General features: G+C 60.9%; 25 protein-coding genes. 16 read left to right on the forward strand and 9 right to left on the reverse strand.

The window, feature by feature from the left end:
• Positions 1–222: 222 nt before the first annotated feature.
• The 5 genes from IMW75_RS16015 to IMW75_RS16035 all read left to right on the forward strand — a co-directional run bounded on the left by IMW75_RS16015 (position 223) and on the right by IMW75_RS16035 (position 4250).
• The gene (locus tag IMW75_RS16015) at positions 223–939 is read left to right on the forward strand and encodes a TetR/AcrR family transcriptional regulator (RefSeq protein ID WP_205893153.1); all 717 of its coding nucleotides are present in this window, start codon (positions 223–225) and stop codon (positions 937–939) included.
• A 46-nt stretch (positions 940–985) separates the two neighbouring features.
• Entirely contained in the window at positions 986–1540 is a 555-nt protein-coding gene (locus IMW75_RS16020) for a hypothetical protein (protein WP_045060766.1), read from the forward strand.
• Positions 1541–1575: 35 nt separating this feature from the next.
• Complete coding sequence (locus IMW75_RS16025; RefSeq protein WP_045060765.1) at positions 1576–2853, forward strand: flavohemoglobin expression-modulating QEGLA motif protein; 1278 nt, start codon at positions 1576–1578, stop codon at positions 2851–2853.
• A 156-nt stretch (positions 2854–3009) separates the two neighbouring features.
• A complete protein-coding gene (locus tag IMW75_RS16030; RefSeq protein WP_205893154.1) occupies positions 3010–3921 on the forward strand; it encodes an alpha/beta hydrolase in 912 nt (303 codons plus the stop codon).
• Entirely contained in the window at positions 3921–4250 is a 330-nt protein-coding gene (locus tag IMW75_RS16035; protein ID WP_045060763.1) for a PA3694 family proteiin, read from the forward strand. Before IMW75_RS16030 ends, IMW75_RS16035 begins: the two co-directional genes overlap by 1 nt.
• A 125-nt stretch (positions 4251–4375) precedes the next feature.
• On the opposite strand, the gene lptF is transcribed toward IMW75_RS16035, so the two are convergent.
• From lptF to IMW75_RS16050, 3 genes are all read right to left on the reverse strand, one after another.
• Positions 4376–5164, reverse strand: a complete 789-nt coding sequence (gene lptF / locus IMW75_RS16040; RefSeq protein WP_045060762.1) for a lipotoxin F family OmpA-related lipoprotein LptF — start codon at positions 5162–5164, stop codon at positions 4376–4378.
• A 55-nt stretch (positions 5165–5219) separates the two neighbouring features.
• Positions 5220–5633 (reverse strand): DUF4398 domain-containing protein, encoded by a 414-nt coding sequence (locus IMW75_RS16045; protein WP_045060761.1) that lies wholly within the window; start codon positions 5631–5633, stop codon positions 5220–5222.
• A gap of 286 nt (positions 5634–5919) precedes the next feature.
• Entirely contained in the window at positions 5920–6264 is a 345-nt protein-coding gene (locus IMW75_RS16050; RefSeq protein ID WP_205893155.1) for a pilin assembly protein, read from the reverse strand.
• Between the two features lie 201 nt (positions 6265–6465).
• Between IMW75_RS16050 and ppc the strand changes: the two genes are divergently transcribed.
• The 7 genes from ppc to IMW75_RS16085 all read left to right on the forward strand — a co-directional run bounded on the left by ppc (position 6466) and on the right by IMW75_RS16085 (position 13765).
• A complete protein-coding gene (gene ppc, locus IMW75_RS16055) occupies positions 6466–9096 on the forward strand; it encodes a phosphoenolpyruvate carboxylase (protein WP_205893156.1) in 2631 nt (876 codons plus the stop codon).
• A gap of 287 nt (positions 9097–9383) precedes the next feature.
• Positions 9384–10034 carry an adenylate kinase gene (gene adk / locus IMW75_RS16060; RefSeq protein ID WP_045060103.1) on the forward strand — a complete coding sequence of 217 codons (651 nt, stop codon included), beginning with the start codon at positions 9384–9386 and terminating at the stop codon, positions 10032–10034.
• 85 nt (positions 10035–10119) lie between these two features.
• Positions 10120–10794 (forward strand): tRNA (adenosine(37)-N6)-threonylcarbamoyltransferase complex dimerization subunit type 1 TsaB, encoded by a 675-nt coding sequence (gene tsaB, locus IMW75_RS16065; protein WP_045060104.1) that lies wholly within the window; start codon positions 10120–10122, stop codon positions 10792–10794.
• 254 nt (positions 10795–11048) lie between these two features.
• Positions 11049–11354 (forward strand): hypothetical protein, encoded by a 306-nt coding sequence (locus IMW75_RS16070; protein ID WP_045060105.1) that lies wholly within the window; start codon positions 11049–11051, stop codon positions 11352–11354.
• Positions 11354–12214 (forward strand): DUF72 domain-containing protein, encoded by an 861-nt coding sequence (locus IMW75_RS16075; protein WP_045060106.1) that lies wholly within the window; start codon positions 11354–11356, stop codon positions 12212–12214. Before IMW75_RS16070 ends, IMW75_RS16075 begins: the two co-directional genes overlap by 1 nt.
• 31 nt (positions 12215–12245) lie before the next feature.
• On the forward strand, positions 12246–13067 hold the full coding sequence (locus IMW75_RS16080) for an isocitrate lyase/PEP mutase family protein (RefSeq protein ID WP_045060107.1): 822 nt from the start codon (positions 12246–12248) through the stop codon (positions 13065–13067).
• A 2-nt stretch (positions 13068–13069) separates the two neighbouring features.
• Positions 13070–13765: an extensin-like domain-containing protein gene (locus tag IMW75_RS16085; protein ID WP_205893157.1), complete on the forward strand. Its 696-nt coding sequence runs from the start codon at positions 13070–13072 to the stop codon at positions 13763–13765.
• 3 nt (positions 13766–13768) lie between these two features.
• On the opposite strand, the gene IMW75_RS16090 is transcribed toward IMW75_RS16085, so the two are convergent.
• Positions 13769–14392: a hypothetical protein gene (locus IMW75_RS16090; RefSeq protein ID WP_045060109.1), complete on the reverse strand. Its 624-nt coding sequence runs from the start codon at positions 14390–14392 to the stop codon at positions 13769–13771.
• 92 nt (positions 14393–14484) lie between these two features.
• Here IMW75_RS16090 and IMW75_RS16095 point away from each other — a divergent pair, with 92 nt between their 5' ends.
• Entirely contained in the window at positions 14485–15267 is a 783-nt protein-coding gene (locus IMW75_RS16095; RefSeq protein WP_209012834.1) for a class I SAM-dependent methyltransferase, read from the forward strand.
• A 115-nt stretch (positions 15268–15382) separates the two neighbouring features.
• On the opposite strand, the gene IMW75_RS16100 is transcribed toward IMW75_RS16095, so the two are convergent.
• Positions 15383–16027 (reverse strand): TetR/AcrR family transcriptional regulator, encoded by a 645-nt coding sequence (locus IMW75_RS16100; protein WP_205893158.1) that lies wholly within the window; start codon positions 16025–16027, stop codon positions 15383–15385.
• A 93-nt stretch (positions 16028–16120) separates the two neighbouring features.
• Here IMW75_RS16100 and IMW75_RS16105 point away from each other — a divergent pair, with 93 nt between their 5' ends.
• Together IMW75_RS16105 and IMW75_RS16110 are read left to right on the forward strand one after the other, a co-directional pair.
• Positions 16121–17221, forward strand: coding sequence for an efflux RND transporter periplasmic adaptor subunit (locus IMW75_RS16105; RefSeq protein ID WP_045060112.1), 1101 nt, complete (start codon positions 16121–16123; stop codon positions 17219–17221).
• Positions 17222–17227: 6 nt separating this feature from the next.
• Complete coding sequence (locus tag IMW75_RS16110; protein WP_045060113.1) at positions 17228–20293, forward strand: efflux RND transporter permease subunit; 3066 nt, start codon at positions 17228–17230, stop codon at positions 20291–20293.
• Positions 20294–20406: 113 nt separating this feature from the next.
• On the opposite strand, the gene IMW75_RS16115 is transcribed toward IMW75_RS16110, so the two are convergent.
• The 3 genes from IMW75_RS16115 to plsB form a co-directional block, all read right to left on the reverse strand.
• Entirely contained in the window at positions 20407–21087 is a 681-nt protein-coding gene (locus IMW75_RS16115) for a DUF4197 domain-containing protein (protein ID WP_414704649.1), read from the reverse strand.
• 35 nt (positions 21088–21122) lie between these two features.
• Positions 21123–21521, reverse strand: a complete 399-nt coding sequence (locus tag IMW75_RS16120; protein WP_045060115.1) for a YbaY family lipoprotein — start codon at positions 21519–21521, stop codon at positions 21123–21125.
• 127 nt (positions 21522–21648) lie between these two features.
• On the reverse strand, positions 21649–24153 hold the full coding sequence (plsB, locus tag IMW75_RS16125; RefSeq protein ID WP_205893160.1) for a glycerol-3-phosphate 1-O-acyltransferase PlsB: 2505 nt from the start codon (positions 24151–24153) through the stop codon (positions 21649–21651).
• A gap of 164 nt (positions 24154–24317) precedes the next feature.
• Between plsB and IMW75_RS16130 the strand changes: the two genes are divergently transcribed.
• The gene (locus IMW75_RS16130; protein ID WP_010462862.1) at positions 24318–24527 is read left to right on the forward strand and encodes a cold-shock protein; all 210 of its coding nucleotides are present in this window, start codon (positions 24318–24320) and stop codon (positions 24525–24527) included.
• 120 nt (positions 24528–24647) lie between these two features.
• On the opposite strand, the gene IMW75_RS16135 is transcribed toward IMW75_RS16130, so the two are convergent.
• Entirely contained in the window at positions 24648–25025 is a 378-nt protein-coding gene (locus IMW75_RS16135) for a hypothetical protein (protein ID WP_045060117.1), read from the reverse strand.
• Positions 25026–25088: the final 63 nt, after the last annotated feature.

A 25088-nucleotide genomic window follows, 5' to 3' on the forward strand; every position in this document is an offset into this window, starting at 1 on the left:
GACTTGGTCGACAACCGACAATTTAAAAGTCAGCGTGTAATCTCTCTGGCTACGTTTTTCGCCCGTGTTCATTGCACCTTCCTGATAAGAAGCCAGAAGGTGTAAACCTTATTCAGGACGAGACAGTTTTAATCAAAAAGCCGCCTACCAGGGCGGCTTTTTATTGCCTGTCTGGTACAAACGTATCAATTTATTGCTTTCATCTGAGAGGAAAGACCTGTCGTGAATCGTGCAATGGCTCAAGAAGGTGCAGCGGGTATCGCCACTGCGGTTGCTGAAAGCGTTCAGTACCAGGGTCGCAAGGCCAGCCGACAGGGCAGCGAACAGCGTCGACAGGACATTCTCGATGCAGCGATGCGCATTGTGGTGCGTGATGGCGTGCGGGCCGTGCGTCATCGCGCAGTGGCTGCCGAAGCGGCCGTGCCATTGTCGGCGACGACCTACTATTTCAAGGACATCGATGACCTGCTCACCGATACCTTCGCCCAGTACGTGGAACGCAGCGCGGCTTTCATGGGCAAGCTGTGGGTGAACAACGAGGGGCTGCTGCGCGAGATGGTGGTCAGTGGCGACGGCAGCCCGGAGTCGCGCTCGCAACTGGCCGACGATATTGCGCGCCTGATGGCAGACTATGTGCATCGCCAACTGGTCAATCGTCGCGAGCACCTGATGGCCGAACAGGCGTTCCGCCAAGAGGCACTGCTGAACCCGCGGCTGGCGGAACTGGTGCGCTCGCATCAGCAGATTCTGCTGCAGGGCAGCTGTCAGCTGTTTCAGGTATTGGGGTCCCGCGAGCCACAACAGGACGCCAAGGTGTTGACGGCGATTATCGGACGGATGGAATATCAGGGCCTGCTGAACGATGCCGAGCCTGACGCAGAGGCTGAAATGCTCGGTATCCTCAACCGTTACATGCACCTGGTGTTGGCGTCGGTGTAACGCGCGCCCCCGGGGCTCGGTGGTGTGATTTCATAGGGAGTATTGAATGAAAACCTGGCGTGTCGTTGTGATCGCCTTGTCGTTTCTGTTGCTCAGTGGCTGCCTGGTGTCCTTCAAGGAGCCTTTGCCCCAGAGTGATCCCGCGCCCAAGGGGCTGTTGGGCAAATGGACCAGCACCAATGCCTGGGGCGAACCCATGAACCTGGAGCTGACGCGCATCGGCAACAATCGTTACCAGGCGGTCAGCTACTTCAAGGCCAGGCCCAAGGCGCGCGAGGCCTATCCGTTTACAGTGTCCCGCCATGGCGATCGCTGGTACCTGTCGGCGAAGGTGCCGGCACAATTTGGCGGCCACTTCCTCATCGCCGGCTTTGAACTCAACGAGGAGCGCGAACTGGTGGTCTACAACCTCGACCTGGATCAGATAAGCCAGGCCATGGGGCAGAAAACCCTCAACGGCCAGGGCTTCCAGACGGATGATGGTGATGGCGTACTAATCAACAACAGCATGCCCGAGGTGTTTGCCTACCTCGACAACCCGGCCAACTCCGACGTGTTTGTCGAAGCCGTGCGCTACCAGCGCTTGGCCAACGCTAAATAAACCCAGCACTAACGGTTTTACTACAGGAGTTTCGGGTGGACGATTACCAGCAGACGATACGCATTTTGTCCGATCGAATTGTGCTGGCGCAGACACCGATTCGCGTCCTCGACGCGGTGAAGTGGGACGAGGGCATCCGCAAGGGTTTCCTCAAGGCCAAGGGCAAGGAGATGCCGGCGGTAGACCGTGATTACTACCTCAATCGGCCGCTGTCTTTCGACTCCAGCAAAGTGAAACTGGAATTCCAGAACATCGAACGCGACATCACCCGGCAGCTGGGCCAGTTCAACCCGGTCGGCCAGATCATGCGGCGCATGTGCAAGGAATACCGCATGGTGGTGCGCATGCTGGAAGCCCGCGGTACCGAGGACTTCGGGTTAATTTCCCAGGAGCTCTATGGCGCTGCCTCCGATGCGTTTCACGCCGGCGACCCGACCTTGTCCGACCTTGGCTTGATGCTGTCGGACTACCTGAACAACATCGACGGTCGTGGCGATCTCAAGGACGAGCCTAAAATCCTAACCGCCAAGGACGCTGTGAACCTGCTGCAAACCCGCCTGAGCAAAGTGTTCGGCGAGGCCGAGGAAACCATCAGGGTGTTCGAGTCCGATGGCATTGTCGCGGACGCGGCGGCCGGCGCGGATTACATTAAGATCCGCACCGATGCGATGTTCAACGAGCGCGACGTGCGCGCGCTGGAAGTCCATGAAGGGCTGGTGCATGTCGGCACCACCCTCAATGGCCTGAACCAGCCGATCTGCACCTTCCTCTCCAAGGGCCCGCCGTCATCGACCGTGACCCAGGAAGGCCTGGCGATTCTGATGGAGATCATCACCTTCGCCTCCTACCCGAGTCGCCTGCGCAAACTGACCAACCGCACTCGTGCCATCCACATGGTGGAGGAGGGTGCCGACTTCCTGCAGGTATTCGAGTTTTTCCGCGAGCAAGGCTTCGAAATGGCCGAAAGCTACGGCAACGCCAGCCGGGTCTTCCGCGGCTCGGTGCCGACCGGCCTGCCATTCACCAAAGACTTGTCCTATCTCAAGGGCTTTATCATGGTTTACAACTACATTCAGTTGGCCGTGCGTAAAGGCAAGCTTGAGCAGGTGCCGCTGCTGTTCTGCGGCAAGACCACCCTGGAAGACATGCGCACGTTGCGTCAGCTGGTGGATGAAGGGCTGGTGGTGCCGCCCAAATATCTGCCGGAACAGTTCCGTGACATGAACGCGTTGTCTGCCTGGATGTGCTTCTCCAACTTCCTCAATCACTTGAGCCTGGACCGGATTGAAGCGGATTATTCCAACATTCTCTGAGAACACCACTCGCTCCTGTGGGAGCAAGGCTTGCCCGCGATGACCATCTGACATTCAGCGCTGTGGTCTACTGACACAACGCTATCGCGGGCAAGCCTTGCTCCCACAAGGTCGGTGATGAATTCCACACTTCTTTGTTACGCGGGACTTCAACGGATGAGAATCCTCGGCATCCTCTGCCTTCTCCTGAGCCTCGGCGGTTGCAGCTCGCTACTGTTCTACCCTGAGCCCGGTCAACTGTTCACCCCGGCAAAAGCCAAGCTCGACTACCGTGAAGTCACCCTGGTCACTGCCGATGGCCTCAAGTTGAATGCCTGGTGGCTTCCGACGAAGCAAGGCGTCGAGGTCAAGGGCACGGTGCTCCATCTGCACGGCAATGGCGGCAATTTGCCCATGCACCTCGGAGGCAGCTGGTGGTTACCGCAAGAGGGGTACCAGGTATTGCTGCTGGACTATCGCGGCTATGGCCTTTCCGAAGGCGAACCGAGCCTGCCGGCGATCTACCAGGACATCGACGCCGCCTTCAAATGGCTTGACCAGGCGCCTGAGGTCCAGGGTAAGCCGTTGATCCTTTTAGGGCAGAGCCTCGGTGGTTCAATGGCGGTGCATTACCTGGTCCAGCACCCGGAGCGCCAGAAGCAGCTCAAGGCGTTTGTGCTCGACGGTGTGCCGGCCAGCTACCGCAGCGTCGGGCGTTTTGCCCTGAGCAGTTCCTGGCTGACCTGGCCCTTGCAGGTGCCGTTGTCCTGGCTGGTGCCAGACGGCGACAGCGCGATCAACTCCATGGCGCAGCTCGATGGCGTGCCCAAATTGATTTACCACAGCATCGACGATCCGATCGTGCCTCTTTCCAACGGCATCCGTCTGTATCAAGCTGCGCCGCCGCCGCGGGTGCTGCAACTGACCCGGGGTGGGCATGTGCAGACCTTTGCCGACCCGGTCTGGCGCAAGGTGATGCTGCGCTACCTTGACGATCCGCAACATTTCGACGGCCTGCGCCGCTTGGGCGAAATCCCGAATTACCCGGCGCCCCCGAATTCTGAAGATGAACCACCAGAGAGTCCGTAATGAGTGAAGAACGTAACGCCATCCCGCTGATCATCACCGGTATCTGCAGCATCCTCGGCACTGTGGGTGCCCTGTGGTGGTACGGCTACCTGCACTTTGCCAAACCCGAGGATGCACTGCTGCTGAGCGAGTTCACCATGCTCAAGACCGTGCCCGGCGAAGACTACAAGATTTCCCTGCAGCCGGCCGCGCAAGTGGCCCAGTGCATCGATGGCGTGCTGGTCATGTTCGACACCGAGCAGAAAGGCCTGACCGGCGTGCTGGTAGACAACAAGAAGAAGGCAGTGCGTTGTGTGGGCGGGGAAACTCCGCAAAAGCTCGAACCCTGACGCCCTCGCCAGCTGCAACAACCCCGTAGAAGCTGCCGCAGGCTGCGATCTTTTGGTCTTTTGATCTTCAACAAAAAGCCCCGCCTGATCAGATCAGGCGGGGCTTTTGTGTCACTGCGTAAAGCTTAGTTAGCGCTGACGGCCGAGCGCGGCATGACCGGCTGGTTGTCATTGGAAATGGTCACTTCAACACGACGGTTCATGGCACGGCCCGAAGCGTTGCCGTTTTCGGCAACCGGGTATTCCTTGCCATAACCCTGAGCAACGATGCGCGCTGGATCAACGCCCATTTTCACCAGGGCAGTGCGCACGGAAGCCGCACGGCGCTCGGACAGCGACTGGTTATGCGACGCGGTACCGGTGCTGTCGGTGTAGCCTTCGACGATCACTTTACGGTCCGGGTTTTCCTGGAGGAACTGAGCCAGTTTGTTGATGTTGACCAGGCCGCTGGATTTCAGGTCGGCACGGTCGGTGGCGAACAGCACGTCACCGAAGGTCACCAGCGTACCGCGATCGGTCTGCTTGGCGTTCAGGCTGTCCTGCAGCTGCTTGATCTGCGCGTCACGGGCATCCAGACGAGCCTGGGCACGTTGGGCCGAAGCGTTTTTCAAGTTGGCTTCGGCGGTGCGCAGGGCGATGGTCTGCTTCGCCACTTCGACGCGCTGGTTGGTCAGGTAAGCCAGCTGATCGACTTTCGACTCGTCTTCCTTGTTCAGGTAAGCCTTGTCTGCCTTGTCCAGGTAGTCACTGGCTTCCTTGGTTTCCAGCGCCGCTACTTTACTGGCCTGCGGGTTGGTTTGCAGGCCGGTGTAGTTGGTGCGGGCGTTTTCCAGGTTCGCGTTAGGCGGAGTGGAGCAGGCTGCCAGTGCAACGCTTGCGGCCAGGAGAGCGGGGATCATCAATTGTTTACGCATAATAAGTCGTCCTTTCTATCGATTAGAGCTTCAGGTCTGGGGTCTGGATGCGCGCTTACTGCACGGTGCGCTGGCTTTCCTGACGCAATTCCTGAACACCTTTCTGAGAGTCCTTGACTGCCTGTTCGGCCTTCATTGCCTGCGCTTTGCGTTCCGCTACACGGGCGTCCCACTCGGCTTGTTCAGCCAGAACCTTGGCTTCGGCGTACTTCTTGTCATGCATGGCCAGCTCGGCCTGCTTGAGTTTGTCCTGAGCCGATTTCATTTCCACGGCTGCGAATTCGGTACCGCCGGCGCTGACGGCGCTATTGACGGCCGATTCAGTCACGGCGAACTGCTCGGTCGGCGGATTGCCTGCGCAACCGGCCAGAACGAAGCTGGTGCCGATTGCCAGTGCAGCCATTTTCAGACCGCGCAGGTGAGTAGACGAGGATTTGGCGATGCTGGTCTTCATGGTCTTCAACTCCATTGGAAATGCTCCTGAAAAACTTGAAAAATCCATCCTGGGCATGGAGCCGTACCGTCGATGTTAAGAGGCGTTTTGAAACGGCCGTCCCAGGCGTGGTTACTGGGTACGACCCGAGCGCTTTTTCAAAAGTTCAGAAGAGATGGCCAATCGCCGGAAAAAATACCTGACCGATTGGTCATGGTTTTGGAGGTGGAACTTTGTGGGGGGCGCAGAGGTATTCTCGGGCTAATGTGGGAGCGAGCAAGCCCGCTTCCACAGGGATCACCTGCATTCTCGGGAACGATGATCAGTGTTTGGGCTCGTCGCCACCGCTCGCCAGATCATGCAAATACCTGCGCGACAGCGCCAGGAAACGTGGGGTCGGGCCGACGTCTTCGTACAATGGATCGCCTTCTTCGTCGGTTGCCACGACGGTCGATCCCTTCACATACGGGAAGCTTTTCTCAAGCTCCTCCAGCGCGGCGCCGATCAGCTCCCCGAGCAGTACTTCGGGCTGGCGCTTGGGGTACATTTCGGTGATGGCCGCCAGTCTCGCGGCCGCTTCCACGTCCAGGTGAATCTTGTAACCGGTGTCGGTCAGGCGACCTTTGGCATTTTCTTCCCAATGCTGGGCGAGCTCGCGAATTTTCATGACAACCTCATTGCGCGCCTGCTCGTGGCAGGCCGGAGAGTATCCGCCGGTGAGGGGCGGCAAGCCGTTGTACGGCTTACTCTTCAGACTAGCTTCAACCCCAAAGGTTTACAGTCCCTTCGTCGTCTGCTTGTCAGAAACAGTCTGGAGCGGCACTCTTGAGGTTCCTGGCCGCCCGGATTTTTTGCTGGAGAACTGCTGATGACCGATATTGATGCACGCTTGCGCGAGGATGTTCACCTGCTGGGTGAGCTGTTGGGCAACACCATTCGCGAGCAGTATGGCGACGGCTTCCTCGACAAGATCGAGCAGATTCGCAAGGGGGCCAAGGCCGACCGGCGCGGTTCGATGGACGCCGAGCTGAGCGCCAGCCTCAACCAGTTGAGCGAAAATGAATTGCTCCCGGTTGCGCGGGCGTTCAACCAGTTTCTCAACCTGGCCAATATCGCCGAGCAGTACCAACTGATCCACCGACGCGAGGAATCCCAACCGGCACCTTTCGAGGCCCGGGTATTGCCGGAGTTGCTCGCTCGCTTACGGGCCGAAGGTCATGGTGCCGAAGCGCTGGCGCGGCAGTTGGGGCGGCTGGAGATCGAGCTGGTGCTGACCGCGCACCCGACGGAGGTGGCACGCCGTACCCTGATCCAGAAATACGACGCCATCGCCGAGCAGTTGGCGGCTCAGGACCATCGCGACCTGACCAGCGCCGAGCGCGAGCAGATCCAGGTCAAATTGCAACGCCTGATCGCCGAAGCCTGGCACACCGAGGAAATCCGCCGCACCCGCCCGACCCCGGTGGACGAAGCGAAATGGGGTTTTGCGGTCATCGAGCACTCGCTGTGGCAAGCCATTCCCAATTATCTGCGCAAGGCCGACAAGGCCCTGCACGACGCCACCGGCCTGCACCTTGCGCTGGAAGCTGCGCCGATTCGCTTTGCTTCCTGGATGGGCGGCGATCGCGACGGCAACCCGAATGTCACGGCGGCGGTCACCCGCGAAGTGCTGCTGCTGGCGCGCTGGATGGCGGCGGATCTGTACGTTCGTGACATCGATCAACTGGCAGCGGAGCTGTCGATGCAGCAGGCCAGCGATGCGCTCAAGGCAAAGGCCGGCGACAGCGCCGAACCTTACCGCGCGGTGCTCAAGCAACTGCGTGAACGTCTGCGGGCAACGCGTAACTGGGCGCATGCATCCCTGACAGCCAGCACACCGGCAACGGCTGATGTGCTGCAGGACAACCGCGACCTGCTAGGTCCGCTGCAGCTGTGTTATCAGTCGCTGCACGAGTGCGGCATGGGCGTGATTGCCGATGGACCGCTCCTCGATTGTCTACGCCGAGCGGTGACGTTCGGGCTGTTCCTGGTACGCCTGGATGTACGCCAGGACTCCTCGCGGCATTCGTCGGCCATGACCGAAATCACCGATTACCTGGGCCTGGGGCGCTACGAGGACTGGACTGAAGAAGAGCGCATCGACTTCCTGATGCGCGAGCTGGGCAACCGTCGACCATTGTTGCCGGCGTACTTCAAGCCATCGGCCGACACCGCCGAAGTACTGGCCACGTGCCGGGAAATCGCCGCCGCGCCGGGCGCTTCGCTGGGCTCGTATGTGATCTCCATGGCCGGCGCCGCCTCGGACGTGCTGGCCGTGCAGCTGCTGCTCAAGGAGGCCGGGGTATTGCGGCCGATGCGTGTAGTGCCGCTGTTCGAGACGCTCGCCGACCTGGATAACGCCGGCCCGGTGATCGAAAAACTGTTGCTCCTGCCAGGCTATCGTTCACGCCTGCACGGCCCGCAGGAAGTCATGATTGGCTACTCCGACTCGGCCAAGGATGCCGGTACCACGGCGGCAGCCTGGGCGCAGTATCGCGCGCAGGAACGCCTGGTCGATATTTGCCGCGAGCAGCAGGTGGAGCTGCTGTTGTTCCACGGCCGCGGTGGCACCGTTGGACGTGGCGGCGGTCCTGCTCACGCAGCCATTCTGTCGCAGCCGCCGGGTTCGGTCGCGGGGCGGTTCCGCACCACCGAGCAGGGGGAAATGATCCGCTTCAAATTCGGCCTGCCGGATATCGCCGAACAGAACCTCAACCTCTACCTGGCGGCCGTGCTGGAGGCAACGTTGTTGCCACCGCCACCGCCGGAGCCGGCCTGGCGCGATCTGATGGACGAACTGGCCGCTGATGGCGTGAAAGCCTATCGCGCAGTGGTGCGGGAAAATCCGCAGTTCGTCGAGTATTTCCGCCAGTCCACCCCGGAGCAGGAGCTCGGTCGCCTGCCGTTGGGCAGTCGCCCGGCCAAGCGACGCGCGGGTGGTATTGAAAGCCTGCGGGCCATTCCGTGGATCTTCGGCTGGACCCAGACCCGACTGATGTTGCCAGCCTGGCTTGGCTGGGAAGCGGCACTGAGCAAGGCGCTGGAGCGCGGCGAAGGTGAGTTGCTGGGGCAGATGCGCGAGCAGTGGCCGTTCTTCCGCACGCGCATCGATATGCTGGAGATGGTCCTGGCCAAGGCCGATGCGGACATCGCCCGGTCTTACGACGAGCGTCTGGTGGAGCCGGATCTGCTGCCACTAGGTGCGCATTTACGCGACCTATTGTCGCAGGCCTGCGCGGTGGTACTGGGGCTGACCGGTCAGTCCCAACTGCTGGCGCATAGCCCGGCCACCCTCGAATTCATCCGCTTGCGCAACACCTACCTCGACCCGCTTCATCTATTACAGGCGGAGTTGCTGGCGCGCTCCCGGCAGCAGGAAGTCACTCAAGGCAGCCCGGTAGAACAGGCGCTGCTGGTGTCTGTGGCGGGGATTGCCGCTGGTTTGCGTAACACCGGCTAACATTTTGCGGTGGCGTCCGGCACCTGCAGCGGGTGGCGGATGCCTGCCGCCGAGTCGCGCGAAAGTGCTGTCAGGCGACAGTTAGTGATGGGGTTGCGACTTGGGGTACCCCGTCGCAAAGTCACGCAAGGCGTGGGTTTCTCCGACTTTCGGCGGCTTGTGTGGGCAGGAACTGCTGTGTATCTTGAGCAGCCTTTGGCCGTTTGGGCGGTCACGCCCCTATTTTTGAGATTGGCCCCATGAGGCGAATCTGACGTTATCCATATAAAAAATTGAGGAGCACATCGATGCGCGTCATTCTGCTGGGAGCTCCCGGGGCCGGTAAAGGTACTCAGGCGAAGTTCATCACCGAGAAATTCGGCATTCCGCAAATCTCCACTGGCGACATGCTGCGTGCAGCGGTCAAGGCTGGCACCGAGCTGGGCCTGATCGCCAAGAGCGTCATGGACAGCGGCGGTCTGGTCTCCGACGACCTGATCATCAACCTGGTCAAGGAACGCATCAGCCAGGCTGACTGCACCAACGGATTCCTGTTCGACGGTTTCCCGCGCACCATTCCTCAGGCTGAAGCGCTGGTCAAAGCCGGCGTGGAGCTGGATCACGTGGTCGAGATCGCCGTTGACGACGAAGAAATCGTTCAGCGCATCGCCGGTCGCCGTGTTCACGAGGCCAGCGGCCGCGTCTACCACACCGTCTACAATCCGCCGAAAGTTGCCGGTAAAGACGACATCACCGGTGAAGACCTGGTGCAGCGCAAGGACGACACTGAAGAAACCGTTCGTCATCGCCTGTCGGTCTACCATTCCCAGACCAAACCGCTGGTGGCTTTCTACCAGAAGCTGTCGGCTGAAACCGATGGCAAGCCGAAGTACAGCCACATTGCTGGCGTCGGCTCCGTCGAAGCGATCACCGGCAAGGTGCTTGAAGCCCTGAGCTGATCTGCGTTTGATCTTCTACGGCCCGCTTGCGGGCCGTAGTTGTTTATACTGGCGCACTTTTTCTGACTCTCTTACGGAAACATCGATGAGCACCTTGCTGGCCCTGGACACCGCGACTGAAGCCTGCTCTGTTGCCTTGCTGCATGACGGCAAGGTCACGAGCCATTACGAGGTGATCCCGCGCCTGCACGCGCAAAAGCTGTTGCCGATGATTCAGCAGTTGCTGGCAGACGCCGGGACCACGCTGCAGGCGGTCGACGCCATCGCATTTGGCCGGGGGCCGGGAGCATTTACCGGCGTGCGGATCGCCATCGGCGTGGTCCAGGGCCTGGCCTTTGCCCTGGATCGCCCGGTACTGCCGGTATCCAACCTGGCAGTGCTGGCGCAGCGGGCCTTGCGCGAGCATGGCGTGAGCCAGGTGGCCGCGGCTATCGACGCGCGCATGGATGAAGTGTATTGGGGTTGCTACCGCGAGACAGCGGGGGAGATGCGCCTGGTCGGTGCCGAAGCGGTGCTGGCGCCGGAAGCGGCAGCGTTGCCTGCCGATGCCAGCGGCGAGTGGTTCGGTGCGGGTACAGGTTGGGGCTATGCCGAGCGCATAGCCGTCAATCCGAGCGGGCAGGATGCGGGCATGTTGCCCCACGCTGAAGACCTGCTGACGCTGGCCAGATTTGCCTGGGCGCGCGGTGAAGCCATCGTGGCGGATGAGGCGCAGCCGGTTTATTTGCGCGATAAAGTGGCGACGCCCAAAGCAAGATAAGCTTGAATCGCGGTGGTTTCTCCGCGAGCAAGCCCGCTCCCACAGATTGCGAGTTGTCACTGAACTTGTGTGCGACATGCCTCCTGTGGGAGCGGGCTTGCCCGCGAAGACGGCCTTGCAGACACAGCCAATCGTCAGTTTCCATCTTCCATGTTTAAACCTTTTGCCTTTTTTGTGTTCTAGTTATCATTCGGCAGTTTGCGAAGAGCCCTGCGCGCCACTAAACTGCCATCATCGATACCGAGCATGACTTTATGCGTATAGACGGCTTTTCCTCTCAGTCCTACCCCATCAAGCGCCAACAGCGTAAGAGCACTGTGGTGCAGGACGAGCCGGTCGATATCGACGGTGAGCTGGAATATCCATCCGAAGAGCAAATGGCCGCCCGCGCCGCCAAAGCTGGCGCGCAACGCCTGGGTAATCTTCCGGCGCGTCAGCAGGACATGATCTACCATCGCGCCATGAGCAAGAGCGTCGCAATGGCCCTTGCCAGCTACCTCAGCACTGCCGGTTTCGTCGATTGGGATGCAGACGTGCTGGGCCTCGACCTGTACATCTGATGCGGCTGCCGTATTACCTCGGTTGCCCGTCCTGGAGTGAAAACGCCTGGCGCGATTACTTCTATCCGCAAGATGCCCGGCCTGCCGAGTTCCTGTCGCTTTATTCCCAGGTGTTCAATGCGGTTGAAGGCAATACAACCTTCTACGCGAGTCCGGCTGCCAGTACTGTGCAGCGCTGGGCCGACACCATGCCCGAGCACTTTCGCTTTACTGCCAAATTCCCCGGCGACATCAGCCACAGCGGCGACCTGCGTGAACAGCTGACTGCGGCCGAGACTTTCCTGCAACTGCTCAGCCCCTTGGGTGAACGAGTCTCGCCACTGTGGCTGCAACTGCCGAAAAGCTTCACACCGCAGCGCCTGCCCGAACTGGCGGGTTTCATTGATGCGTTGGAGCGGCCACTGGCGGTGGAGGTGCGCCATCGGGAGTTCTTCGCCAAGGGCGACAGCGAACGCATTCTCAATCGATTGTTGCGCGATCGTGGCATCGAACGTATCTGCCTCGATCCACGGGCACTGTTCAGTTGCACCTCGACCGATCCTGCCGTGCTCGACGCCCAGGCTAAGAAGCCCAACGTGGCGACTCGCCCGGCGGCGTTCACACAGTGCCCACAGGTGCGCTTCATTGGTCATCCACAGCTGGAAGCGAATGATCCGTTCCTGGTGCCCTGGGTGGAAAAAATTGCGCAGTGGATCGAGGAGGGCCGCACGCCTTATATCTTCCTGCACACCGCCGACAACCTGCTGGCGGCGAAACTCGCGCAACGTTTCCACACTCAACTGATGCTGCGTTTACCTGGTCTGCCGGCGCTGCCTGAGCTATACAGAGAGCCCGCCGCCGAACAACTTGGTTTGCTCTGAGGCGTGAGTCGTCTTTTCCAGGAGCCTGCCAATGGATGCGCAAACCCTTCGAGCCCAGGCGTTCAAAGCGCTGCATGAACGCGACAAGGCTTTCGTGATTCCCAATCCGTGGGACGCCGGTTCGGCGAAAATGCTCGCCAGCCTGGGGTTCCAGGCCCTGGCCACCACCAGCGCCGGTTATGCCTTCTCCAATGCTCGCCCGGACGGCGGACTGAGCCTGGATGACACCCTGGCCAATGTCCGGGCGATCGTCGCGGCCTCGGACCTGCCAGTGGCGGTCGATCTGGAGAACGGCTTTGCCGATGATCCCGCCGCCTGTGCGCAAAGTATTCTGCGTGCGGCAGAGGCCGGGGCTGTTGGCGGCTCGATCGAAGACGCGACGGGCCGCGATGACGCGCCGATCTATTGTTTCGAACATGCCGTGGCGCGGATCGAAGCGGCAGTATCAGCCGCTCGCAGCTTGCCCTTTGCCTTCACGCTGACGGCCCGGGCGGAAAACTTCCTGCACGGCAATCCGGACCTGGCGGACACGATCCACCGTCTGCAGGCGTTTTCTGAAGCGGGCGCCGACGTGCTGTATGCACCCGGGCTGCGCAGTGCCGAGGAGGTCTTGGCGGTGGTTCGTGCGGTCGCGCCCAAGCCGGTCAATGTGCTGATGTCCGGTGGCCTCAAATTGACGGTCGCGCAATTGAACGACATGGGCGTCAGGCGCATCAGCGTCGGTTCGGCGCTGGCTCTGGCGGCCTATGGCGAGTTTTTCCGTGCGGCGCGGGAGATAAAGGAGGCCGGCACGTTTGACTTCACCTCAAGGTCCATGCCGTACGCCCAGGCCAATCAATTGTTCAAGGGCTGACGATGCGGTTGCGCTGGTGGCTGTTGTTCCTGCTGCTGATCATCGGCTCAACCGCTGCGGGCGTGTGGCGTGGCTGGATCGCGGTACCGCCGCAGTGGAACCCCTGGGCGCCGCTGGACGTTGCCGCTGCGCCGAATGTCCTCACGCGCTACAAACTCATGCGCTTGCGCGCCGATGCCCAGCTGTGTGACCAGGCCCTGGCCACTTCCGGCTTGCGCGTGAACCGCCAGGCCGATAGCCCCGACGCGACCTGCCCGCTGCTTAATACCTTGCGCATACAGGGCGGCGAGGTCGCGTTGAGCAGCAGTTTCCTCGCCAGTTGCCCATTGGCCGTGACCTTCGCACTTTTCGAGCGCCATGCCCTTCAGCCTGCAGCTCAGGCGATCTATGGGCAGGCGGTGGCGCGGGTCGATCATCTGGGCAGCTTCGCCTGTCGCAACGTCTACGGGCGCGAGAATGCGAGGCGCAGCCAGCATGCGTCCGCCGATGCGCTGGACATCGCCGGTTTTCGCCTGGCAGATGGGCGAACGATCAGTGTGCTCAAGGATTGGCCAGGGGATAATCGCGACGCGCAGTTTTTACGGCAGGTTCGCGATGGCGGCTGTGGGCTGTTCAGTGTGGTCTTGAGTCCGGATTACAATGCCGCCCATCACAATCACTTTCATGTGGATGTCGGGCCGTGGTCGGTGTGCCGCTGACGGTCAGGCGGCGATGCGCAGGTTGTGCAGGACGATCGGGCGAGCCCAGCCGATGTCGAAGTCGAAGTTTTTCTGCTGATCCACCAGTTCTTCGGGCGAGAAAGGCGGGAACGGCTTGTCCAGCAGATCAAGTTCGAATTCGGCGATGGGCAGGTGCAGCAGGCGCGGTTGTGGCGCCGGGCCAACGTCTGCCAACGGTTGGCCAGCATTGAGCACGATCGGGCGAACCCAGGCGCTTTCGAAATCCTGCTGTTTCTGTTGGGCGACGATTTCTTCTTCCGGGAACGGTGGGAAGGGCTTGTCGACCAGGTCCAGCTCGAACTCGGCAATTGGCAGGAACAGTGGTTCGGGCGGGCGTACTACGTGGTCCTGCACGTTACATTCGCGCTGCGAAACGATATGCGCGAGCAGGTCGCTACCCACGGTGGGTTCGACCGGGCTGTCGAGGTCGACCGCCGGGAAATCCAGCGAAGCGGGGAGCACCTCTTCCTTCGACTGATCAGCCAGGGCCCGGGCAAAAAAATCCTGCCACAGATGACTGACGCCGCTCAGTGCTTGGGAGTTTCGCAGGCTGTAATCGCCGTAGGGCGAGATAAAGCCTGTGATGATGGGTTGAATGTCTGACATTTTTCTCGGTCGACGCTCAGCTCTGGCAAAATGCTCGATAGTTTTGTTATCGGCCGTTTTTGCCGATCATTAATTTTTTGAGTGTGTTTTCCATGATTGAGCAACCGTCGGCCTGCCGCATCCATGTCGAAGCCCTGGGCACGACCTTCCAGCCAGAGGCCGAACAATGGGCCGAGCGCCTGGGTTTGCCGTTGCAGGTGGCCGATGCCGAGTTCGCGCTGCAGGTAGGCGAGCAGGGTTTGCAACTGCAACAGCTCGGGGCCGATGCGCCGGGGCCGGTGCGGGTGGATTTTGTCGAAGGCGGTGCGGCCCACAGGCGCCTGTTTGGCGGTGGCACCGGGCAGATGATCGCCAAGGCGGTGGGTATCGGCCAAGGCGTGCGGCCGCGGGTGCTGGATGCCACGGCGGGGCTGGGCAAGGATGCGTTTGTCCTGGCGAGTCTGGGTTGCGAGATGAGCCTGATCGAACGCCAGCCTTTGATTGGCGCCTTGCTCGAAGATGGCCTGCTGCGTGCAGCGGAGGATTTCGACGTGGCGCCGATCGTGGCGCGCATGCGTTTGCTCAAGGGCAACTCGATCGAGGTGATGCGCAACTGGGAGGGGGAGCCACCGCAGGTGATCTACCTGGACCCGATGTTCCCGCATCGTGAGAAAACCGCGCTGGTGAAGAAGGAGATGCGCCTGTTCCGGCCACTGGTGGGCGATGACCTGGATGCGCCGGCCTTGCTCGCAGCGGCGTTAGCCCTTGCCAGCCATCGCGTGGTGGTCAAGCGCCCGCGCAAGGCACCGTGCATTGAGGGGCCCAAGCCCAGCCATGCGCTGGACGGGAAATCGAGTCGGTATGATATTTATCCGAAGAAGGCGCTCAAGTCCTGAGACCGGGTTGCGCCTTTCGCGGGCAAGCCCGCTCCCGCAGGGATTCGTGTTAAATCACAGACCTCCTGTGGGAGCGGGCTTGCCTGCGATGGGGCCGGTCCTTGCTGCACATAACTCAGACTGAATCCGGCCGATAAGCCCGCATAAACAACCCCACCACCTCCCGCACATGGCTTTCCGCGGCCTCCCCGGCCAGCGGCGCGCCGCAGCCATACAGCAGGCGAAAATTCCCTGCGCCCTTGAGCAGGCAAAAGAAATGCTCGGCCGCGTTGCGCGGTTTATCGATGCTCAGCGCGCCGCTTTGGTCGATCCTTACCAGCAACCGTTCCATGCCATGCAGCATGCGCTCGGGGCCGGCTTCGAAGAAGATCAGCGAGAGCTTCGGATCCTGGCTGCCCAGGGTCATCATCAGGCGGTGCAGGTTCACCGATTCATCGCTGTTGATCAGTTGGTGAAAACCATGGGCAATGTTCAGCAGCACGGTCTCCACTGCGATGCCGTCGGGCAACTCGAAAAACAGCGGCGGCAGTTGTTCTTCACATTTGGCCACGACGGCCGCGGAAAACAGCGTTTCCTTGTCGTTGAAGTGGCTGTACACCGTGAGCTTTGACACGCCGGCCTCGGTCGCCACTGCGTCCATGCTGGTGTTCGCGTAGCCGTTGCTCAGGAACAGGCTTTTCGCCGCGTCGAGGATCGCCTGGCGCTTGGCCAGATCCTTGGGACGGCCAGGGCCGTTGGGGGCTGAAAGATTGTTGGGCATTCTTCGCTTTAATACTGGACTGGTGAGTTTGCTATTAATAACATACTGGCCAGTATAATTATTCCAAGCACCATTAGCGAAAGGTCCTTCACCATGTTCCGCTATGCCTTGCCCCTCGCGTTGCCAGTCGGTCTGGCTTTTTTATTGTCCGCGTGCGGTCATGAGGAGGCGCCTCAGGTCACGGTGCGACCGGCCATGATGGTGCAGCCAGAGCCTTCGGCGCAGGCCATGGAAAGTTTCCCCGGTGAAGTGCGGGCGCGTTTCGAGCCGGACCTGGCTTTCCGGATTGGCGGCAAGGTGATTCGACGACTGGTCGAGGAGGGGCAGCGGGTCAAGGCTGATCAGCCGCTGGCGGAGCTTGATCCCCAGGACGTACGCCTGCAACTGGAGGCCACCCGCGCCCAGGTCGCGGCGGCCGAAGCCAATCTCAATCTGGTGCGTGCCGAGCGTGATCGCTACAAGACCTTGATGGACCGTCAGATGGTCAGCCGTTCGGCGTACGACAATTCCGAAAATCTTTACCGATCCGGTGAAGCGCGCCTCAAGCAAATCAAAGCCGAATTCAACGTATCGACCAACCAGGCCAGCTATGCCGTTCTGCGGGCGCCCCAGGACGGTGTGGTGGCCAAGCGGGCGGTGGAAGTCGGGCAGGTGGTAGCCGCCGGGCAAACCGTGTTTACCCTGGCCACTGATGGTGAGCGGGAAGTGCTGATCAGCCTTCCGGAGCAGAGTTTTGGCCGGTTCAAGGTGGGCCAGCCGGTGTCCGTGGAGCTCTGGACCCAACCTGACCAGCGCTTTGCCGGGCGGATCCGCGAACTCTCGCCGGCGGCCGATCCGAAGTCGCGCACGTTCGCCGCGCGTATTGCCTTCACCGCCGGCAAAGTACCGGCCGAACTCGGTCAGAGCGCCCGGGTGTTTATCCAGGCCGCTGACGTCGTATCGCTGTCAGTGCCGCTCTCGGCAGTCACCGCAGAAAACGGCGCCACCTACGTCTGGGTACTCGGCGCCAACAACACCCTGAAAAAAGCCCCGGTGCGTGTCGGCGCCTTCGGCGAGAAGACCGTGCCGGTGCTGGAAGGCCTGAACGCCACTGATTGGGTAGTCGCCGCCGGTGTTCATGTGCTGCATGACGGGCAGCAGGTGCGCCCGGTGGACCGCTCCAACCGCGTGATCAATCTGGCGGACAAGGAGTAATCCCCGATGGGCTTCAATCTTTCCGAGTGGGCGTTGCGTAACCGCCAGATCGTACTGTTCCTGATGCTGCTGCTGGCCGTGGTTGGAGCGCTTTCCTATACCAAGCTCGGCCAGAGCGAAGACCCGCCGTTCACTTTCAAGGCCATGGTAATTCGCACCAATTGGCCGGGCGCAACGGCCGAGGAAGTCTCGCGGCAGGTTACCGAACGCATCGAAAAGAAGCTGATGGAAACCGGGGAGTACGAACGCATCGTGTCGTTCTCTCGTCCAGGAGAATCCCAGGTGACGTTTATCGCCCGGGATTCCATGCACTCGGTGCAGATTCCCGAGCTGTGGTATCAGGTGCGCAAGAAGATCAGCGACATTCGCCACACCTTGCCCCCGGGTATCCAGGGGCCGTTTTTCAACGATGAATTCGGCACCACCTTCGGCAATATCTACGCCCTGACCGGCGATGGGTTCGATTACGCGGTGCTCAAGGACTACGCCGATCGCATCCAGATCCAGCTGCAACGGGTCAAGGATGTCGGCAAGGTCGAGCTGCTTGGGCTGCAGGACGAGAAGATCTGGATCGAGCTGTCCAACGTCAAGCTCGCCACCCTGGGTTTGCCCCTGGCCGCAGTCCAGCAAGCGTTGGAAGAGCAGAATGCGGTGTCTACGGCGGGGTTCTTCGAAACCAGCAGTGAACGTTTGCAGCTGCGAGTGTCGGGGAATTTTCAGACAGTCGATGAGATAAAGAACTTTCCAATCCGGGTGGGCGAGCGTACGTTCCGCATTTCCGATGTGGCTGACGTACGGCGTGGTTTTAACGACCCGCCGGCGCCGCGTATGCGCTTCATGGCGCAGGACGCCATCGGCCTGGCGGTTGCGATGAAGGACGGTGGCGACATCCTGGTGCTGGGCAAGGCGCTGGAAGTCGAATTCGACCGCATCCAGAAGAATCTTCCGGCCGGGATGCAGTTGCGCAAGGTCTCGGACCAGCCCGCTGCAGTAAAAACCGGCGTTGGCGAATTCATCCAGGTGCTGGTGGAGGCCCTGGCGATCGTATTGCTGGTAAGTTTCTTCTCCCTTGGCGTGCGCACCGGCATGGTCGTGGCGTTGGCGATTCCCCTGGTGCTGGCGATGACATTCGCCTGCATGTATTACCTGGGCATCGGCCTGCACAAAATCTCCCTCGGAGCCCTGGTGCTGGCGCTGGGCTTGCTGGTGGACGATGCGATCATCGCCGTGGAAATGATGGCGATCAAAATGGAGCAGGGCTTCGACCGGGTCAAGGCGGCCAGCTACGCCTGGACCAGCACCGCGTTCCCGATGCTCACCGGCACGCTGATCACCGCCGCCGGCTTTCTGCCGATTGCCACGGCGCAATCGGGCACTGGCGAGTACACCCGCTCGATCTTCCAGGTAGTGACCATCGCACTGCTGGCGTCCTGGGTCGCCGCCGTGGTCTTCGTGCCGTATCTGGGGGAAAAACTCCTGCCTGATCTGGCGAAAATTCACGCAGCCAAACACGGCAGTGGTCAGCCTGATCCTTACGGCACTCCGTTCTATCAGCGCGTGCGGCGCCTGGTGGAGTGGTGCGTACGGTGGCGCAAGACCGTGATCGTGTTAACCGTGGTGTTGTTCATTGCCTCTATTGCGCTGTTCCGGTTTGTGCCGCAGCAATTTTTCCCGGCGTCCGGCCGCCTTGAACTGATGGTCGACCTGAAGCTGGCCGAGGGCGCGTCCCTGAGCAACACCGCCGAAGAGGTCAAACGTCTCGAAGTGCTGCTTAAGGATCACGCCGGTATCGATAGTTACGTGGCTTACGTGGGCACCGGGTCACCGCGCTTTTACCTGCCGCTGGATCAGCAACTGCCAGCCGCCAGCTTTGCCCAGTTTGTGGTGCTGGCCAAGACCATCGAAGACCGCGAACCCCTGCGCACCTGGCTGATCGAGACCCTCAACGAGCAGTTTCCGGCCTTGCGCTCGCGGGTGACGCGCCTGGAAAACGGCCCGCCCGTGGGATATCCGGTGCAGTTCCGGGTGACCGGTGAACACATCGAGGAGGTGCGTGCCCTGGCGCGCAAGGTCGCGGCGAAAGTGCGCGAGAACCCGCATGTGGTCAACGTGCACCTGGACTGGGAAGAGCCGAGCAAGGTGGTGTACCTCAACGTCGATCAGGACCGTGCCCGGGCGCTTGGGGTGAGCACCGCGAGCCTGGCAAAATTCCTCCAGAGTTCCCTGACCGGTTCCAGCGTCAGCCAGTACCGCGAAGACAACGAATTGATCGAGATCCTGCTGCGCGGCACCCTGCACGAGCGTACCGAGCTGTCTTTGCTGCCGAGCCTCGCCGTGCCGACCGACAACGGGCGCAGCGTGGCGCTGTCACAGATCGCGACGCTGGAATACGGCTTTGAAGAGGGCATCATCTGGCACCGTAATCGCCTGCCCAACGTCACCGTTCGGGCCGATATCTACGGCAAGGAACAACCGGCGACCCTGGTGGCGCAGATCATGCCGACCCTCGATCCGATTCGCGCCGAGCTGCCGGACGGCTACCTGCTGGATGTCGGCGGCACCGTCGAAGATTCGGCCCGTGGGCAGAACTCGGTGAAGGCTGGCGTACCCTTGTTTATCGTGGTGGTGCTGACCTTGCTGATGCTGCAACTGCGCAGCTTCTCGCGCACGGTGATGGTGTTCCTGACCGCGCCGCTGGGGCTCATCGGCGTGACGCTGTTCCTGTTGGTATTCCGGCAGCCGTTCGGCTTCGTCGCGATGCTGGGGACCATCGCCCTGTCGGGGATGATCATGCGCAACTCGGTGATCCTGGTGGACCAGATCGAGCAGGACATCGCCGCCGGGCTCACGCCTTGGCAAGCGATCATCGAAGCCACGGTCCGACGCTTCCGGCCAATCGTGCTGACGGCGCTGGCGGCAGTGCTGGCGATGATCCCGCTGTCACGCAGCGTGTTCTTCGGGCCGATGGCGGTTGCCATCATGGGCGGGCTGATTGTGGCCACAGCGTTGACGCTGTTGTTTCTGCCGGCCTTGTATGCGGCATGGTTCCGCATCAGGAAGGACCCGGCCTGATCCTCCCCTGTGGGAGCAAAGCTTGCTCGCGATCGATGCTACGCGATTTCACTCGCAGATCGCCTCAGGGCTATCGTCGCAACGCTTCCCGCAGCAAGCTTTGCTCCCACTGTTTACAGGCTGCCAAACACCTTCTTCGCCAAACTGGTCGCCGCAGCGGCCGGGTTGTTGCGGATGGTTTCTTCCTGTTTGCCGATCATCTCGAACAGGCCGTTCAGCGCTTGCTCGGTCACATAGCCTTCGATGTTGGCGTTCTTGGCATCCAATACACCCAGGGTAGCCGCCTGACCGGCGAAGGCGTTGTATTGCTTGGCCAGGCCGACCTGGTCGGTGGCTTGCTTGACGATGGGCAGGAACTTGACGCGGATCTGTTCGCGACTGGTTTTGCTCAGGTACTGCGTGGCCGAGTCATTGCCGCCGCCCAGGATGCCCTTGGCATCGTCGACCGTCATCTTCTTCACCGCATCCACAAGAATCGGCTGGGCCTGGACCACGGCCGTTTCAGCGGCCTTGTTCATGCTGGTCTCCAGTTGATCGACCTGGGCCCCCATGCCGAACTGTTTCATCTTGCTGGCGACCTTGCCCAGTTTGCCCGGCAGCTCGATTTTCACTTCAGGGTTGTTACTGAAGCCGCCTGGAGCGCCCAGTTGTTTGACGGCGAGCTGTGCGCCTTGGGTCAGGGCGTCCTTGAGACCCCCGGTAGCGTCTTTTTGTGACAGGTCATTGAGCGACAGCGCCATGGCGTTGGCGCACATCAGCAAGCCTGCACAGAGGCCGGTGAAGCGGAGGTTCATGGGGGGCATGGCGGCTTCCTTAGGGTAAAAGGGCTTTAGCGAGCGGCGTTCACGCGAATCTTCAGTGGCTGCGGATCACTGCCATCCAGCTGCACGGCGTGATTTTCGGTGGTGATGAACAGCAACTGGCCATCCGCTTCGATGCGTGCGCTGACCGAGTAACGGTGGCCGGGCTTGACCTGCGCCGGGTCGTAGCTCAGGTGAAAGGGCAGTGGCACCTGGCCTTTGACCGGGCCTTTGTGTTCGTCGAGGACGACCGCTGGTGCGTCGGCCAGGGAGACGTCCTGCAAGCTGACGCTCAGGGTGGCGGTCGGCGGCAAGGCGATGCGTTGCAGGTAGAACACTTCGCCGTCGAGGCTGGTTTTTGCTGCAGGTTGCATGGATTGGCAGGCGCTGAGCAGGGTGGCTGCGGCCAGGAGAGAGAGTTTTTTCATAGGGGTGTCTCCGTTCTGAATGTGGGCGCGAGGCTGCTCCGGGCGGCATTCGACATATTTGCTGTCTGATACACCGCCATCGCGAGCAAGCATGGCTCCTGCAGGGGAATTCATTGCCACAAGGACTTCATGAAATTTCGGTTGGTGCGGGTGGCTGATCCGCTGCATCTTCGCTGCGGTGCAAGGCCACCTGGCGGATCGACAGGCGAATCTCCGCCGGCAACACCCGCTTCGCCGCGCCTTCAGCCAGTTCGCCCAGCAGCTCGTGATAGCTCAGCTTGCCGGCTTCGTCACGGCGCAACACGTCAAGGTCGAGCATGGTCTGGATGAAGTGCCTGAACAGGCTCTTGTCAAAGAATTCCGGAGCGTTCAAGCCGTGCAGGATCGACAGGCGCTGGGCCATGACGGTACACAGGTCTTCCAGTTCTTCGGCGCTGACGCTGTGCTGGCCGCTGTTGAGCAGCAAGGACACGGTCATGTAGAAGCGCTGCAAGGTCTGGGCGATGCTCTTGGACAACAGGGTCAGCAGCACGAAGTGTCGCGAGCTCGGCGCCGGGCGCAGGTACACATTGTTTTCGAATCGCAACAGGCCTTGCTCGACGAATGCCTCCAGCCATTGATCGACCACCGCATCGAGTTCATCAAGGGACCAGCGAATGAACAGCTCCGACTGCAGGTACGGGTACAGCGCGCGGGTGTAGCGCAGGATCTGCTCCCGGCTCATGCGCGAGGCGCTCTGGAAGAAACTCGCCAGCAGCGCGGGCAGCGCGAAGATATGCAGCACGTTGTTGCGGTAGTAGGTCATCAGGACGGCGTTCTGCTCGTCCAGGTACAGGATCTTGCCCAGGGCATCGCTCTGCTCGGAGAGCAGGTCCATGTCCTTCACGTGCTCGATCAGCGCCCGACCATCGCCTTCCGGCAGGGTGGTGTGCGGCGAGTAAGGTACTTTGCGCAGCAGCGCCAGGTACAGGTCGAGCACCCGCGCCATCGCGCGATCGTCCAGGGCCAGGCGGCTGGTGGAGAGCAGGGCGAGTGCGACCAGGTTGACCGGGTTGATGGCTGCCGCTTCGTTCAGGTGCTGCGCGACTTTTTCGCCCAGGCGATGGGTGGTTTCGTTGAGCCACGCCGGCTTGAACTGCGGGCCGAGTTCCTGCTGGCGCCAGTCGGGCTGCTCGCTGTCGAGGAACTCCGCCAGTTTGATCGGCTCGCCGAAGTTGACGGCCACCTGGCCGAAGCGTTGCTTGAGGGCGCCGATGACTTTGAAGATGTCGAAGATCGATTCCTTCTTCTTCGTGGCCCCTCGTAGCTCGCCCAGATAGGTACGACCTTCCAGCACTCGCTCGTAACCGATGTACACCGGCACGAAGACGATAGGCATCCGCGAGGACCGCAGGAAGCTGCGCAACGTGATCGCCAGCATCCCGGTTTTTGGTTGCAGCATGCGCCCGGTGCGCGAGCGGCCACCTTCGACGAAGTATTCGACCGGAAAGCCTTTGGTGAACAGGGTGTGCAGGTATTCATTGAACACTGAGGTGTACAACGGGTTGCCCTTGAACGTGCGGCGCATGAAAAACGCGCCGCCGCGGCGCAGCAGGCTGCCGATCACCGGCATGTTGAGGTTGATCCCGGCGGCGATGTGCGGCGGAGTCAGGCCGTTGCGGAACAGCAGGTAGGACAGCAGCAGGTAATCGATATGGCTGCGATGGCACGGCACGTAGATGACTTCGTGACCCTGGGCGACCTTTTGCACGCCTTCGATGTGGTTGACCTTGATCCCGTCGTAGATCTTGTTCCAGAACCAGCTCAGCACGACTTCGAGGAAACGGATCGCGGTATAGGTGTAGTCCGACGCGATCTCGTTGCCATAGCGCAGGGCCTGGGCCTTGGCTTTTTCCGGGGAGATGTTCTCGCGCTCGGCCTCCTCGAGGATCGCCTGCTTGACCAGCGGCTGGTTGAGCAAGCCCTTGACCAAGTTGCGACGGTGGGAAATGTCCGGCCCGATCACGGCGGCTTTCAGGTTGCGAAAGTGCACCCGCAGGATGCGCTGGGCCATGCGCACTGTGCGCTCATGGCCCTTGTTGTGATCGATGAGCTCACGCAGGTGAATCGGCGCGGAAAACTGTACCCGGGTCTTGCGGCCCAGCACGATGATGCTCAGCAACCTGCGCAGGCGGCCGGTGACTGCCCAGCTGTCGGCGAACAGCAGTTTCCACGGGCTCGATTCGCTGTCTGGCGACTGGCCCCAGAACACGCTGACGGGAATGATCTGCGCGTCTTCGGCGGCATTCTGGCTCAGGGCACTGACCAGCCGGGTCAGGGTCGGCGGTGCGCCACGCTTGTCCTGGCGGCCGAGCCAGTCGGGGTCGGGCGTCAGGTAGAAAAACGCCGCCGGCTCCAGCAGGTTGCCCACCGACACCGGCAGGACCGGGCGCGGCAGACCGGCCTTGGTGCATTCGGTATCGACCACGGCAAGGTCGGTCAGCGAAGGATTTTGCAGGACGTAGAACACCGGCCGGCTGCGGTCGAGGTTGAGGGTGAACGACGACTGGTTGATCGTCTCCGAGCGAACCCAGAGGTACAGCAGTCGGCGCAAGGTGCCAAACACTAGACGGCGGAACGGGGAGCGGGTCATACGGCTTCTGCGTGAGTGAATGAGACCGAGCATTTGCTCGGGCGGTCGATAGTGTGCCGGATTCATCGAAAATCGGCAAAAAAGCGGCTAAGTAAAGTTCAGTTGAGAGTTTTTCGGGCTGTCCTATACTCGCGCCTCAACAATAAAAAGAAGAGGTGCGATTCATGGCAACGCGCGAGACTGGCAATGTGAAGTGGTTCAACGACGCCAAGGGTTATGGCTTCATTCAGCGCGAGGACGGGGTGGACGTGTTCGTGCACTACCGCGCGATCCGCGGCGAGGGGCATCGTTCGTTGGCGGAAGGTCAGCAGGTCGAATATGCCGTGGTGACGGGCGAGAAGGGATTGCAGGCTGAGGATGTGGTGGGGTTGTAAATTTTAAGATCAAAAGATCGCCCGAACGCGGCCCGAGCCTTCGGCAGCTCCTACAGGTGTACACATGACCCTGTAGGAGCTGCCGAAGGTTCGGGCCGCGTTCGGACGATCTATTCGCTTTTATGCGGTCTTCCAGGTGATCTCTTCTTCACCATCAGCGCTGATGCGCATCCAGCGATCCGCGGTCTCTTCACCTTCTTCCTCGACCCAAGTACCTGGCGCGCAGCGTACTTCGACGTTCAGTGCGGCAAATGCAGCGCGGGCGCAGGCGATGTCGTCTTCCCACGGGGTCTGGTCACTTTCCAGGTACAGGCTGTTCCATTTTCCTACAGCCTTCGGCAACCAGGTCACCGGGACATTGCCGGCCTTGCACTTGTAGGTCTGGCCCTTCTGGACCCAGTCGGTGCACGGCCCCAAGGCTTCGCCGAGCCAGGTGGCGACCGCCTTGTAGTCAACGTCAGCGTCTTTCAGGTAAATCTCGATATCGGGTTGGCGCATGGATGTCCTCACTGCGGGTCTGAAAAATCCATTCGCGGATTTAGCCGGCCTCAAGTTGTTAAC

The sequence above is a fragment of the Pseudomonas gregormendelii genome, from assembly GCF_017114825.1.
GTDB classification, from domain to species: Bacteria; Pseudomonadota; Gammaproteobacteria; order Pseudomonadales; family Pseudomonadaceae; genus Aquipseudomonas; species Aquipseudomonas gregormendelii.

What these genes read in the sequence shown, in the direction of transcription:
- IMW75_RS16120 (WP_045060115.1), bottom strand. Translation starts at nt 21,521, where the DNA reads ATGAAAAAACTCTCTCTCCTGGCCGCAGCCACCCTGCTCAGCGCCTGC.
- IMW75_RS16080 (WP_045060107.1), top strand. Translation starts at nt 12,246, where the DNA reads ATGGATGCGCAAACCCTTCGAGCCCAGGCGTTCAAAGCGCTGCATGAA.
- IMW75_RS16090 (WP_045060109.1), bottom strand. Translation starts at nt 14,392, where the DNA reads ATGTCAGACATTCAACCCATCATCACAGGCTTTATCTCGCCCTACGGC.
- lptF (WP_045060762.1), bottom strand. Translation starts at nt 5,164, where the DNA reads ATGCGTAAACAATTGATGATCCCCGCTCTCCTGGCCGCAAGCGTTGCA.
- IMW75_RS16135 (WP_045060117.1), bottom strand. Translation starts at nt 25,025, where the DNA reads ATGCGCCAACCCGATATCGAGATTTACCTGAAAGACGCTGACGTTGAC.
- adk (WP_045060103.1), top strand. Translation starts at nt 9,384, where the DNA reads ATGCGCGTCATTCTGCTGGGAGCTCCCGGGGCCGGTAAAGGTACTCAG.
- IMW75_RS16035 (WP_045060763.1), top strand. Translation starts at nt 3,921, where the DNA reads ATGAGTGAAGAACGTAACGCCATCCCGCTGATCATCACCGGTATCTGC.
- IMW75_RS16020 (WP_045060766.1), top strand. Translation starts at nt 986, where the DNA reads ATGAAAACCTGGCGTGTCGTTGTGATCGCCTTGTCGTTTCTGTTGCTC.
- IMW75_RS16045 (WP_045060761.1), bottom strand. Translation starts at nt 5,633, where the DNA reads ATGGAGTTGAAGACCATGAAGACCAGCATCGCCAAATCCTCGTCTACT.
- IMW75_RS16105 (WP_045060112.1), top strand. Translation starts at nt 16,121, where the DNA reads ATGTTCCGCTATGCCTTGCCCCTCGCGTTGCCAGTCGGTCTGGCTTTT.
- tsaB (WP_045060104.1), top strand. Translation starts at nt 10,120, where the DNA reads ATGAGCACCTTGCTGGCCCTGGACACCGCGACTGAAGCCTGCTCTGTT.
- plsB (WP_205893160.1), bottom strand. Translation starts at nt 24,153, where the DNA reads ATGACCCGCTCCCCGTTCCGCCGTCTAGTGTTTGGCACCTTGCGCCGA.
- IMW75_RS16115 (WP_414704649.1), bottom strand. Translation starts at nt 21,087, where the DNA reads ATGAACCTCCGCTTCACCGGCCTCTGTGCAGGCTTGCTGATGTGCGCC.
- IMW75_RS16050 (WP_205893155.1), bottom strand. Translation starts at nt 6,264, where the DNA reads ATGAAAATTCGCGAGCTCGCCCAGCATTGGGAAGAAAATGCCAAAGGT.
- IMW75_RS16070 (WP_045060105.1), top strand. Translation starts at nt 11,049, where the DNA reads ATGCGTATAGACGGCTTTTCCTCTCAGTCCTACCCCATCAAGCGCCAA.
- IMW75_RS16100 (WP_205893158.1), bottom strand. Translation starts at nt 16,027, where the DNA reads ATGCCCAACAATCTTTCAGCCCCCAACGGCCCTGGCCGTCCCAAGGAT.
- IMW75_RS16130 (WP_010462862.1), top strand. Translation starts at nt 24,318, where the DNA reads ATGGCAACGCGCGAGACTGGCAATGTGAAGTGGTTCAACGACGCCAAG.
- IMW75_RS16110 (WP_045060113.1), top strand. Translation starts at nt 17,228, where the DNA reads ATGGGCTTCAATCTTTCCGAGTGGGCGTTGCGTAACCGCCAGATCGTA.
- IMW75_RS16085 (WP_205893157.1), top strand. Translation starts at nt 13,070, where the DNA reads ATGCGGTTGCGCTGGTGGCTGTTGTTCCTGCTGCTGATCATCGGCTCA.
- IMW75_RS16075 (WP_045060106.1), top strand. Translation starts at nt 11,354, where the DNA reads ATGCGGCTGCCGTATTACCTCGGTTGCCCGTCCTGGAGTGAAAACGCC.
- IMW75_RS16030 (WP_205893154.1), top strand. Translation starts at nt 3,010, where the DNA reads ATGAGAATCCTCGGCATCCTCTGCCTTCTCCTGAGCCTCGGCGGTTGC.
- ppc (WP_205893156.1), top strand. Translation starts at nt 6,466, where the DNA reads ATGACCGATATTGATGCACGCTTGCGCGAGGATGTTCACCTGCTGGGT.
- IMW75_RS16095 (WP_209012834.1), top strand. Translation starts at nt 14,485, where the DNA reads ATGATTGAGCAACCGTCGGCCTGCCGCATCCATGTCGAAGCCCTGGGC.